We start from the raw sequence: 11,860 nt of genomic DNA on the forward strand, positions 1-11,860 counted from the left end.
GCCGGTTCAGAACGGTTCCGCGAGCGTGGCGACGGGCTTGCCGGGGCGGCCGGGCGCGATCCCCTCGCCCGCGTGATCGCGGGTCGGGAGTGCGGTGCCGCCGCCGGTGATGAGGGGGTGGGGCATGGGAGGTGCTCCTTGCTGGTGATCGGGGCCGGCCGTGGGCGGCGTCCGCGCGGCCGGGAACCGGGCCGGAGCGCGGTTCGCTCCGGTACCGGCGGGCGGGATCAGACGGGGGGCGGGGGGGAGAGGCCCTTGTCGACGTCGTTCATCATCTGGCCGTAGACCTCTTCGGCCAGCGGCCCGGCCGTACCCCACTGGTCCTGTGTCTCCGGCTCGGTCACGTCGAGCACGTGTGGGTGCCAGGTGTCCTCGTCGATCGTCGTGAGCTCGGTCGTGTACTCGATGACGTTGCCGTGCGGGTCGAGGAAGTACGAGAAGGTGTTGTCCCCGATGCGGTGCCGGCCGGGGCCCCAGAGCTTTTCGGCGCCCGCGCGCAGCAGGCGGCCGGTGCCGCGCATGTACTCGTCCAGGCCCCGCATGTCGAACGACATGTGATTGAGCGAGACGTGGGGGCCTTGCGCGAGCCCGATGCTGTGGTGGGCGCTGTTGATCCTCATGAAATAGAACAGATCGCCGTTGACCGGGTGGGCGAGGGTGTCGGTGTGCCGGAGCGTGAGGTGCTTCTCGTAGAAGGCCCGGGTGCGCGCGATGTCGGGAGAGTTGAGAACGACGTGGGACAGCTTGACCGGGATGGACTCGCCCGCCTCGATCTTGCGGTGCTTCCGCGTCTCCACGTCGGCCGAGATCTCGACCACGCGGCCGTCGATGTCGAAGAAACGGAAGCCGTATCCACCACCCGGCGTCTGTACGGCATCAGGCTCAGTGATGAGCTGGATGCCGTCGGCTTCCAGGTCCGCCGCGAGTTCGTCGACCTCCGCGCGGTCCTCGGCGCCGAACGCGACGAGGTCGAGCCGCTTCTCCTCACTCCCGCGCAGCCGCACCGAGTACTGCTCGGGCGAACCCTCGGCCGCCAGGAAGACGAGGTCCTTCTCCACGTGGACCGGCGTGAGTCCCCATGTCCCGGTGTAGAAACGGGTCTGCGCCGCCAGGTCCGGCACCGCGATGTCGACATGGCGCAGATGGGTCAAGCGGTAGCCGCTCATGGCTCGCCCTCCGGGTCCAACGGGGCTGTGTGGTTCTCGTCACCTGGAGTATCGACGGGGCGACCGTCGCTGAGAACCCCGAATCTCCTGATCCGAGGTATCAGTGCTGCTTATGCTCCTGTCGTGGAACTCGGCCGGCTCGATCTCAACCTGTTGGTCCCTCTCGACGCGCTTCTGCGGGAGCGCGGCGTCACCCGCGCGGCAGCCCGCCTCGGACTGAGCCAGCCCGCGCTCAGCGCGTCCCTGCGGCGGTTGAGGCGGCATTTCAACGACGAACTGCTGGTCCGCAAGGGGAACTCCTACGTCCTCAGCCCGTTCGCCGTGCAGTTGCGGCACCGGCTCACCGAGGCGCTCGGCTCGATCGAGAACGTCTTCGCCGAGCACCCGTCCTTCGATCCCGGTGCGTCCACCCGTGAGTACCGGATCATCGCGTCGGACTACGCGATTTCCATGATCGGCGGACGGCTGGTCTCGGCGCTCTCCGCGGTCGCGCCGCACGCCCGCGTGCGTTTCTCGCGCTGGGACCTGGTGACGGCACTGGTCGCGGGGACATCGCTCCTCGACGACATCGACGGCCTGATGCTGCCCCACGGGTTCGTTTCCGAGTTCCCGTATCTGGATCTCTTCGCCGACACCTGGACGGGGCTGGTCGCCGTGGAGAACAGGAGTGTCGGCGACGCGCTCACCCTTGAGCAGGTCAGCTCCCTGCCGTGGGTCGTCGCCTTCCGCGACGACGGGCTCGCCAGCGCGGCGGAGCGGACCCTGCGCCTTCAGGGGATCGAACTCAACGTCACCGTCGTGGTCGACAACTTCATGTCCATGCCGGATCTGGTCGCCGACAGCGACCGCGTCGCCCTTGTCCCGACCCGCCTCGCCCACAGGGCCTCCGCGACCTCCCGGGTCCGCATGGTCGCGCTCCCCCGGACGCCGCCGACGATCATCGAGGCGTTCTGGTGGCACCGTTCACGGACCGGTGACCCGGAGCACACGTGGCTCCGCGGTCTGGTCCAGGACGTGGCCGCGTCGCTGGAACCCGCCGGAGCCCCGGCCGGCACCGGCGAGGGCCCCTGAGCGTCAGGGCACGGATCAGGCCCGCCAGGTGCCGAACGGCGTACCGGACCGTGTCCCGCGGGTCATGCCCCGGACGGGTTTGACTCGCGGCTGCCGTAGGTAAGTTGACGGTGTGATGTGCGTTGAACGGTCGCGCGCTGTCCCAGGCGCCGCGACCGGGTGCGACGTACGTCCTCGGGGGAAACGGAAAGCGCCGCACGGGCGGCGTGGCCGGGGAATTGACCCAAGAGGGCGTGCCGCACCAGCGCAGGGCCGACGGCGTCAAGGACTCGGACGTTTCCCTCGATCGACATCGAGGAGGACCCAGTGCCGTCGAACGAGCAGCAGGTTCCGGGCGATGGCGCGCCCGGCAGGAAACCGCGTCGCACCGGTGAGCCGGGTTCGCCCGTTGCCCTGCGCACCCTTGAACTGGTCGGATTGCTCGCGATCCTGACCGTCTGCGCCGTTGTCCACACCCTGGCGGGCGCGGCGGCCTTCGGGGCGGTCACCGCCGTCACAGCATCGTTCTTCGCCGCCTGGCGCACCCGCCGCTGAACGGACCGGAGCGCGTTGTCAGGAAAGGGTGGAAGCAACACCGGTTCCCTGCCGCCGTGTTGACGCTCCCGGACCCCCCGCCGAGCATGGCGTCAGGTGGCCGGTGTCGTGTCGGACGGAGTCGCACATGAAGTCGTTGGCCGGGGTGGTGGCTTGTGCCGCCGCCGTCGTGGGGTTGGCGAGTGTTCCGGGGACCGCGATAGCGGCCGAGCCGGGCGTCGCCGAGCAGTTCACAGTGCAGGTCGTGACGTTGAGGCCGTGCGCGATCCGCACCTTTTCGGTCGGGTCGGTGACCTTCGAGAGCGACGAGCGGGTCAGGGTGAGCGGCGTGCTGGGAGCCTGGGCGCCGGAGGAGTTGTGCACCCCCTCGTGGGAGCCGTCGAGCAGCAGCCTCGTGATCTCCGCCCGCAACTACCTTCCGAACAGCGTCGCCGCGGACACCACGAGGATTCCGCTGGAGGCGGCGAAGGGTCCGACCGAGTGGGTGGCCTTCCAGCGCTATGACGTGACGCTGACCGCGGACGAGTGGGAGTCCATCGTGGGCGTCTCGATCAGCGCCGAATGGCGCCAGGGCGACCACACCATGCATGAGTACGAGGGCGAACCGGTGTACATCCCCCTGACCCCGTCCCCGGACGGGACGTGAGGCGCCGTCCCGTCGTCGCCTCCCTCAGTCCCGCGGCCGTGTCGCGACCACCACCGTGGCGGGTGGGTCCTCGGAGGTGGCCAGGTGGGGGAGGAGGCCCGCGTCGGTGAGGGCGTGGGTGGCCAGGGGGGCCTGGGCCTCTGTCTCTTATAAACAACACCGAGCCCACGGGACAGGGAGAAATCCCGTATGCCGGCTTCTGCCTGAAAAAAAAAACATAAAGACCCGAGACGGTGGCTACAACCGTGACGTGTATACGCATGTATTTGTTTTGGCGGCCCCGCACGTCACCGCCCTGCCCTCCGCCCGCACGGTCAGGGGGGTGAAAGCGACGGCCCCCGGCGGGGGGGGGGGCCCCCCCCCCCGGGGGGGGGGGGGCGGGGCCGGCGGGGGCGGGGGGCGGGGGCGCAGCAGCCGCCGCCGCTGTCGGCGCCCGCCTCGTCGGACAGACCGGCGCCGCCGCACACGCCGGTCTCGGGCAGGGTCAACTCCACGCGACGCGCCGCCTCGTGGTCACCCGCCAGCGCGGCGGCGATCGAGCGGACCTGCTCGTGTCCGGTCATCGCGAGGAACGTCGGGGCGCGGCCGTAGGACTTCATCCCGGCCAGGAACAGCCCCTCCTCGGGGTGGGACAGCTCCGTGACGCCGTGGGGGCGGACCGTGCCGCAGGAGTGGACGTTGGGGTCGATCGACGGCGCCAGCGCGACGGGGGCGGAGAGCCGCTCGTCCAGGCCGAGGCGGACCTCGGAGAGGAACGACAGGTCGGGGCGCAGCCCCGTCAGCGCGATCACCTCGTCGACCGGCCCGGTGCGGCGGCCGTCGTCCGCCACCAGGACGAGCCGCTCGCCGTCGCGCTCCACGGCGGCGGTGCGGAACCCGTGGACGGCGGAGGCGTGCCCCGCCTCGACCGCCGCCCGGGCGCGCAGGCCCAGGGCGCCGCGGGCGGGCAACTGGTCGGCCTCGCCGCCGCCGAAGGTGTCCTCGCCGAGGCCCCGGCGCAGGACCCACACCGCGTGCGTGCCGCTCTCCTCGCGGGCCAGGTCCGCCAGCCCGGCGAGCGCGGTGAAGGCGGAGGCGCCGGAGCCGACGACGGCGGTGCGCTTCCCGGCGTAACGGGCGCGGACGGCCGGGTCGTCCAGGTCCGGCACGCGGTAGGCGATCCGGTCGGCCGCCGCGCTCTCGCCCGCCGCCGGGTAGCCGTCGGCGCCCAGCGGGCCGGGCCCGGCCCAGGTGCCGGAGGCGTCGATCACGGCGCGGGCGGTGACGCGTTCGCCGGTGGCGAGGTGGACGGTGAACGGCCGGCTGTCGCGGCCGGCGTCGACCACGCGGTCGCGGCCGGCGCGGGCCACCCCGGTCACGCGGGCGCCGTACCGCACCCGGTCGCCGAGGGCGTCGGCCAGGGGCTGGAGATACCGCTCGGCCCACTCGGCCCCGGTGGGGTAGGCACCCGCCTCCGGCCTGACCCAGCCGGTGGGGGCCAGGAGCTTCGCGGCGGCCGGATCGATCAGCTCCGCCCAGGTCGAGAACAGGCGGACATGCCCCCATTCCCGCACGGCGGACCCGGCGGCGGGGCCCGCTTCGAGCACGAGCGGGGTGATGCCGCGCCCGGCGAGGTGGGCGGCGGCGGCCAGTCCGACGGGGCCCGCGCCGATGACGGCGACGGGCGGGCGGGTGGTTTCCGACATGAAGGGCTCCTTCGCTCCGCGTCTCCGCTGAGGTCTCGTTGGATCGATATCCATCGATGCAGGGAACCTTGCCATCGGTATCGACAGACGTCAACATAGACGCATGTCGAATACGAGACCGGTGGAGCTGCCGCTGCTCCCCTCCGGGGACACGGACCAACGGGACACGGTGCCGTGCTGTCCGCCGCTGACCTCGGGGGAGTTGTCGCGGGCGGACGCGGAGCGGATGGCCGTGATGTTCAAGGCGCTGGGCGATCCGGTGCGCCTGCGGCTGTTCTCGAAAATCGCCGCCCACCCGGGCGGCGAGGCGTGCGTGTGCGACATCCAGGACGTCGGGGTCTCCCAGCCCACCGTCAGCCACCACTTGAAGAAGCTGCGCGAGGCGGGCCTGCTGACCTCCGAGCGGCGCGGCACCTGGGTCTACTACGCGGTCGCGCCCTCCGTCGTCGCCGCGATGGCCGCCATGCTCGACCTGCGCGACGCCTGACCCGCGCGGGGTCCTTCGCCGTACGGGCCGCTGAGCCCCGGATGCCTCGCGCGCCCTGCCCGGGGGAGCGGCGCGGCGCCACCCCGGCCGGATGGATCCGGCCGTCTCATGGGCACGTCGAATGCCCTCGAACCGGCGCCGCGACCGCCCTGGCGACGGCGCCCGGCCGTCCGGTCGGCCGCCGCCAGGCCGCCGGCCGCGCTGCCGCCCCGCCGGGCAGGGCTGCCTGCAACGTGCCCTGACCGCCGCGCTGTTGCGCCGCATGGGCGGCTCCTGGCCCACCTGGTGCACCGGGGTGCGCGTCGCGCCGTTCCGGGCCCACGTCTGGGGCGAGGTGGACGGCGTGCCCGTCGGCGCGGCGGCGCACCATCGCGGTGAGGCCGGACCGGGTGCGGGCCTCGGCCATCAGGAGGCGGGCCTCGTCCTCGGCGAAGACGCAGCCGGCGGAACGGAGTTCGGCGACAATGCCGGAGAAGGAGTGGGAGAAGGAGTCGGAAAAGGACATGAAGGGGCCCCTCGGGGGTGCTCCGGGCGCTCCCTCAGCCGGCCTTCGGTGAGAGCGCGCCACCTGGACTGCTGGTGGTGATCGGTCTCACCTCCTCCCGCGCTGTCGTGTCGCCCACACCCTAGCCGAGTCGCGACCCGGCCCGGACGGCGATCTGTACGCTGTGGTCCCGCCGGACGGCCAGGGTCATGGCAATCGTTCGTCTTTTCCGTAACGCTCAGGCTCCTTTCCGTAAGATCTGTGCCCCCAGTCGTGCATGATCGGTGCCCACCGGTCCGTGTACGCCCCTTGTCGTCGATGGAGACCGAAGAGAGGACCCGAAGGTCCGTGATGGTTCAGCTCGTTGGGGACGCCCCGCGCCGGGAGGCGCGGCGGTGACCGATCCGCTTCCCGCGCCCCGCGGCGCGGCCCCCCTGTCGTCGCTCCCGCCGCTTTCCGCGGACTTCCGCGCGTTCCACCAGTTGTACCGGCCCGCGTACGTCCGCTGGGCCGAGCTGTTCCTGGGGGCGCGGGCCGACGCCGAGGAGGTCGTCGATCGCACGTTCGAGCAACTCGCCGCCGAGTGGCCGGACGTGCTGCGGCTCGACGGCCCCGCCGGGCACGCGTGGTCCGTGCTCAAGCGGCACACCGTCGAGGCCGCGCACGCCCGCGGCCGGCGGGCGGTGGTGTCGGACACGGCGGCGTTCGAGACCCGGGCCCTGCGCTACGCGGTCGATCCCATAGGGGAGTTGGCCGAAAGCCTCTCCATCTACCAGGCGATCCGGGAGCTTCCCGAGCGGCAGCACGACGTCATCGTGCTGCGGTACTGCGTCGGTTACAGCACGGAGGAGACGGCCGACATCCTCGGCATCAGCGTGCCCGGCGTACGGTCCACCGCGCGGTACGCCCGGCACCGGCTCAAGGAGGTGCTCGGCCTGGACGACGGCGACCGGCCGGAAGCCGAACGGTGGGACGTGGCACGGGAGGTGAGCGGCGACGATGCCCAGGTCCATTGACGACGCGCTGGCCAGGGCGGTTTCGGCGCACCGTCCCCACACGTACACCGAGCAGGAGATCGAGGCCGCCGAGGCGCGCATCGCGGCCCGGGTGGAGGCCCGGCTCGCCGACCGCGTGCCGGGCCAGCGGCGCCGGGCGGACGCCGTTCCGGGCCGCGACGCCGTCGCCGGTCACGACGCGGACGCGGCGGGGCAGTTGGGCGTCCTGTGCCGGACCGTGGTCGGGCAGGAAGGCGCGCTCCAGCACCTGGCCGCCTTCCTGGCCCGGCGCATTCCGCACCCGGACGGCGCGCGGGTCCTCGGCTGCGTACTCCAACTGGCCGGGCGCGAGGACAGCGCGCGCTTCTGGTGGCAGTACGCCGCCGGAGCCGGGGACGCCGCCGCTGCCTACTGCCTGTATCTGCACCATCTGACGCTCGGCGAACGGTGGGAGGCCGAACTCTGGCACCGGCAGTCCGACCGCCCCGGCCGCGACGTCCGCGGTGGCCGTCACGACGAACCCACGGCGGGCGACGGCAGCAGCCCGGCCCTTGTGCTGCGCGTGCTGACGCTGCTGCGCGGCGACAGCGCGTATCTGACGGAGGCCGCCGCCGCGGTGGTCCACTACGTGCCGGACGCCGTCCAGTTCGTCGACGAGATCGAACTCCCGTTGCCCGCCGCCGATTTCGTGAAGAGGATCGAGGAGCTGACCGCGACGGGCTGAGCCAGGTTTATCCGGCGCTCGTCATTCATGCGAGCGAATCGCCCCAAGCCGGACGATTCCCCGGGGTTCACGTGGGCAACTCTGGAGCGCGACGTCGCGTTCCACCACCACGTGACTGCTCACGGAGGAGATGAATGGCAAGCAACCGCACCGCGCGGGTTCGTACCGCGCTCGCCGCGGTCCCTTTGGTCCCGGGCGCCGTCGGCGGCGCGTCCCGGGCCCGCACCACCGTCCCGGCGGTCATCGCGCCGCGCCCGTGCCCCGCCACCGTCGCCGGAGCGTCCGGCGCGAGCGCCATCGCCGGTGCGGACGGCGGCTGCGCCGGCCCGTCGCGCGAGCCTCTCGTCCGGGTGGTCACCGGCTGAGCCGTGCGGGCCGGTGACGCTCTGGGGTGTGTCGCCGGGCCCGGTCCGGAAGGGTCACGCCGCGCGGGCGCACCGGTCACGGAGCGCCCGCGCGGTCGCGCGACCCGCGTGACCGGTGGTGCCGGACGGGCGGGCATCAGGTGAATCCCTGAGCGCGACTGAGGGTAAGGAGGAGAAGCCCTCCACCTCTGGGAGGTGGTGTCGGGGTCCCGTCTACACCCTGGGGCGGAGGTGGCATCGCGACCTGTGGCCGATCCATTCCGGCGGTAATGTCACCTAATTTGTAAGGCATGACCACGCCCAGGACAGCCCAGACGGGCACGCCGCCGACCTTCACCTCATATGTGCAGGCACGCGGCGCGGTGCTGCTGCGCACGGCCCGCTCGCTGACCTCGAACCCCAGCGACGCCGAGGACCTGCTGCAGACCGCCCTCACCAAGACGTACCTGGCGTGGGAGAGGATCGAGGACCACCGGGCCCTCGACGGTTATGTCCGCCGCGCGCTGCTCAACACCCGGACGTCGCAGTGGCGCAAGCGCCGGGTGGACGAGTTCGCCGTGGAGGAGCTGCCGGAGCCCGACCCGGTGCCGGCGCCCGACCCCGCCGAGCAGCAGGCCATGCGCGACGCGATGTGGCGGGCCGTGGGGAAGCTGCCCGCCCGGCAGCGCGCGATGGTCGTCCTGCGGTACTACGAGGATTTGAGCGAGGCGTCGACCGCCGAGGTCCTGGGCGTCTCGGTCGGCACGGTGAAGAGCGCCGTCTCGCGGGCGCTGGCCAAGCTCCGCGAGGACGAGGAGCTGGCCGAGGTCGCCTCCCGCGCCCCGCAGGGCAGCCAGGCCGACCAGGCCATGGCCGCCTGACATCCGCGAGGGCACCCCGGCCCCGGCCGGCCCCCGCGCCCGGCCACGGTTTCCGGCCCGATCCCGCACGGGGGTGGTGCGCCGACGCCTCACGCCGCCAGAATCACCGGTGACCCAGCTCGCCCATGTCCGCGCGTGACGACGCGCGTCACGACGGGAGGCCACCGTGTTCGGCATGATGCAGGACGTTCCCCTACTGGTCAGCCGCATCCTGCGGCACGGCTCCACCATTCACGCCGGGTCCCTGATCACCACGTGGACCGGTGACACAGCCCCCGCCCGCCGCACCTTCGCCGAGGCGGGAGCGCGTTCCGCCCAGCTCGCCCACGCACTCGCCGACGAGTTCGGCATCCGCGACGGCGACCGTGTCGCGACCCTCATGTGGAACAACGCGGAGCACCTGGAGGCGTACTTCGCGGTTCCCTCCATGGGCGCCGTCCTCCACACCCTCAACCTCAGACTGCCGCCCGAGCAGCTCACGTTCATCGTCAACCACGCCGCCGACCGCGTCATCCTGCTCAACGGCACGCTGATCCCGCTCCTCGCGCCGCTCCTGCCCGGCCTCGGCGGGGTCGAGCACCTCGTCGTCGTCGGCCCGGGCGACATCGCCGAGCTCCGGGCCGCCGCGTCCGGCACCGGCGCCGCCGTCCACGCGTACGAGGAGCTGATAGCCGGCCGCCCGACCTCGTACGACTGGCCCGACCTGGACGAACGGACCGCCGCCGCCCTCTGTTACACCTCCGGCACCACCAGCGACCCCAAGGGCGTCCTCTACACCCACCGTTCGGTCTACCTGCACTCGATGCAGGTCAACACGGCCCAGTCGATGGGCCTCACCGACGCCGACACCACGCTCCCGGTGGTGCCGATGTTCCACGTGAACGCGTGGGGCATCCCGCACGCCGTCTTCATGTCCGGGGCGAGCCTGCTGATGCCCGACCGCTTCCTCCAGCCCGCCCCGCTCGCCGACATGATCGCCGCCGAACACCCCACCCACGCCGCCGCCGTCCCCACCATCTGGCAGGGCCTCCTCACCGAACTCGACACCACGCCCCGCGACATCTCCTCCCTCGCCCGCGTCACCATCGGCGGCTCGGCCTGCCCGCCCGCGATGATGAAGGCGTTCGAGGAACGGCACGGCGTCCGCGTCTGCCACGCCTGGGGCATGACCGAGACCTCGCCGCTCGGCACCAACTCCAGCCCGCCGCCCGGCCTCACCCCCGAGGAGGAGTGGCCCTACCGCGTCAGCCAGGGCCGCTTCCCGGCCGGTGTCGAGGCGCGGCTGGCCGGCCCCGACGGGTCGTTCCTGCCGTGGGACGGCGTCTCGGCCGGTGAGCTGGAGGTGCGCGGCCCGTGGATCGCCGCCGCGTACTACGGCGGCGCGGACGCCGGACCGCTGCGCCCCGAGGACCGGTTCGCCCCGGACGGCTGGCTCCGTACGGGCGACGTCGGCGTCATCTCGCCCGACGGCTACCTCACGCTGACCGACCGAGCCAAGGACGTCATCAAATCGGGCGGCGAGTGGATCTCGTCGGTCGAGCTGGAGAACCACCTGATGGCCCACCCGGCCGTCGCCGAGGCCGCCGTGGTCGCCGTCCCCGACGAGCGGTGGGGCGAACGGCCGCTCGCCGCCGTCGTCCTCGGCCCGGACCCGGCCGGGGCCGTCACGTACGAGGAGCTGCGCGCGTTCCTCGGTGAACGGATCGCCCGCTGGCAGTTGCCCGAACGCTGGACCACCATCGAGGCCGTGCCCAAGACGAGCGTCGGCAAGTTCGACAAGAAGGTGCTCCGGGCCCGTTACGCCAAGGGTGAACTGACGGTCACCACACTGGCGTAGCCACCCGGCCGCCGCCGCGTCGGCGCGCGCCGGCCGTTCAGTGCGCGCCGGCCCTTCAATGGGCGCCGATCTTGGTCAGCAGGTCGACGATCCGGGCCTGGACCTCGGGGTTGGTGGAGCGCTCCGCGAGGAAGAGCACCGTCTCCCCCGAGGCCAGCAGCGGAAGCTGGCCCGGGTCCATCTCGGCGGCCGTGTAGACGACGAACGGCGTGCGGTTCAGCAGCCCGTTGACGCGCAGCCAGTCGATGATCCCGGCCCGCCTGCGCCGGACCTGGTTGAGGTCCATGACCACCAGGTTCGGCCGGATGCGCGCCGCCACCTCCACCGCCTCGGTGTCGGAGGCGGCGTGCGCGGACTGCATGCCGCGCCGCTCCAGCGAGACGGCCAGCGCCTGCGCGATGGCCTGCTGCTCCTCCACCAGCAGCACCCGCGGCGGGTGCTGCTCGCTGTCCCGGGGCGCCAGGGCCTTCAGCAGAACGGCCGGGTCCGCGCCGTACGCGGCCTCGCGGCTCGCCTGGCCCAGACCGGCCGTCACCAGCACCGGCACCTCGGCCGCCACCGCCGCCATGCGCAGCGACTGGAGGGCGGTCCGGGTGATCGGCCCGGTCAGCGGGTCGACGAAGAGGGCGGCCGGGTAGGCGGCGATCTGCGCGTCGACCTCCTCGCGGGAGTTGACGATCACCGGCCGGTAGCCGCGGTCGGTCAGGGCCTGCTGGGTGGAGACGTCGGGCTCGGGCCAGACCAGGAGCCGCCGGGGGTTGTCCAGCGGCTCGGGCGGCAGCTCGTCGTCGGCCGGGGCGGACAGGCGGCGCAGCCCGCGGCCGTCGGAGTGCGCGTCGGTGACCTCGACCGCGCCGTTCGGCCCGTCCAGCGGGGCCACGGGGGTCGGCCGCAGCGCCCGACCGGCCTAGCGGGCGCGGTGCCACGCGGCGTGCTGGCCGCGACGAGTCGGGTCCGCCGGAGGAGGAACTGTGCGTCCAATATGTCGTGCAGAGGCTGTGTTGGA

12 protein-coding genes and 1 pseudogene are annotated in these 11,860 nt (G+C 72.6%); 10 read left to right on the forward strand and 3 right to left on the reverse strand.

Annotated features, from left to right (window positions below):
* Positions 1-227: 227 nt before the first annotated feature.
* Entirely contained in the window at positions 228-1,166 is a 939-nt protein-coding gene (locus BN2279_RS16515; protein WP_059010313.1) for a VOC family protein, read from the reverse strand.
* 123 nt (positions 1,167-1,289) lie between these two features.
* Here BN2279_RS16515 and BN2279_RS16520 point away from each other — a divergent pair, with 123 nt between their 5' ends.
* From BN2279_RS16520 to BN2279_RS16525, 3 genes are all read left to right on the forward strand, one after another.
* Positions 1,290-2,237, forward strand: a complete 948-nt coding sequence (locus BN2279_RS16520) for a LysR family transcriptional regulator (protein ID WP_059010315.1) — start codon at positions 1,290-1,292, stop codon at positions 2,235-2,237.
* Positions 2,238-2,543: 306 nt separating this feature from the next.
* Positions 2,544-2,771 carry a hypothetical protein gene (locus tag BN2279_RS29400; protein ID WP_159037239.1) on the forward strand — a complete coding sequence of 76 codons (228 nt, stop codon included), beginning with the start codon at positions 2,544-2,546 and terminating at the stop codon, positions 2,769-2,771.
* A gap of 127 nt (positions 2,772-2,898) precedes the next feature.
* Positions 2,899-3,417: a hypothetical protein gene (locus tag BN2279_RS16525; protein WP_059010317.1), complete on the forward strand. Its 519-nt coding sequence runs from the start codon at positions 2,899-2,901 to the stop codon at positions 3,415-3,417.
* Between the two features lie 314 nt (positions 3,418-3,731).
* On the opposite strand, the gene BN2279_RS16530 is transcribed toward BN2279_RS16525, so the two are convergent.
* Positions 3,732-5,102: an NAD(P)-binding domain-containing protein gene (locus BN2279_RS16530; RefSeq protein WP_079032216.1), complete on the reverse strand. Its 1,371-nt coding sequence runs from the start codon at positions 5,100-5,102 to the stop codon at positions 3,732-3,734.
* Between the two features lie 103 nt (positions 5,103-5,205).
* Here BN2279_RS16530 and BN2279_RS16535 point away from each other — a divergent pair, with 103 nt between their 5' ends.
* The 7 genes from BN2279_RS16535 to BN2279_RS16565 all read left to right on the forward strand — a co-directional run bounded on the left by BN2279_RS16535 (position 5,206) and on the right by BN2279_RS16565 (position 10,854).
* The gene (locus BN2279_RS16535) at positions 5,206-5,589 is read left to right on the forward strand and encodes an ArsR/SmtB family transcription factor (protein WP_059008377.1); all 384 of its coding nucleotides are present in this window, start codon (positions 5,206-5,208) and stop codon (positions 5,587-5,589) included.
* 262 nt (positions 5,590-5,851) lie between these two features.
* Positions 5,852-6,175 (forward strand): lasso peptide biosynthesis protein, encoded by a 324-nt coding sequence (locus tag BN2279_RS31510; protein WP_407702265.1) that lies wholly within the window; start codon positions 5,852-5,854, stop codon positions 6,173-6,175.
* A gap of 293 nt (positions 6,176-6,468) precedes the next feature.
* Positions 6,469-7,089, forward strand: a complete 621-nt coding sequence (locus BN2279_RS16545) for an RNA polymerase sigma factor (protein ID WP_234347933.1) — start codon at positions 6,469-6,471, stop codon at positions 7,087-7,089.
* Positions 7,073-7,792, forward strand: a complete 720-nt coding sequence (locus tag BN2279_RS16550; protein ID WP_059010321.1) for a hypothetical protein — start codon at positions 7,073-7,075, stop codon at positions 7,790-7,792. The genes BN2279_RS16545 and BN2279_RS16550 overlap by 17 nt, the downstream gene beginning before the upstream one ends.
* Positions 7,793-7,926: 134 nt before the next feature.
* Positions 7,927-8,157, forward strand: a complete 231-nt coding sequence (locus BN2279_RS16555) for a hypothetical protein (protein ID WP_059010323.1) — start codon at positions 7,927-7,929, stop codon at positions 8,155-8,157.
* Positions 8,158-8,447: 290 nt separating this feature from the next.
* Positions 8,448-9,017, forward strand: a complete 570-nt coding sequence (locus tag BN2279_RS16560; RefSeq protein ID WP_059010325.1) for a SigE family RNA polymerase sigma factor — start codon at positions 8,448-8,450, stop codon at positions 9,015-9,017.
* 166 nt (positions 9,018-9,183) lie between these two features.
* On the forward strand, positions 9,184-10,854 hold the full coding sequence (locus BN2279_RS16565; protein WP_104531043.1) for a long-chain fatty acid--CoA ligase: 1,671 nt from the start codon (positions 9,184-9,186) through the stop codon (positions 10,852-10,854).
* Positions 10,855-10,909: 55 nt separating this feature from the next.
* Here BN2279_RS16565 and BN2279_RS16570 read toward each other — a convergent pair.
* Positions 10,910-11,728: pseudogene (locus BN2279_RS16570) on the reverse strand (PAS domain S-box protein); the annotation flags it as partial.
* Positions 11,729-11,860 lie beyond the last annotated feature (132 nt).

It is taken from the genome of Streptomyces specialis (assembly GCF_001493375.1).
Classification (GTDB): domain Bacteria; phylum Actinomycetota; class Actinomycetes; order Streptomycetales; family Streptomycetaceae; genus Streptomyces; species Streptomyces specialis.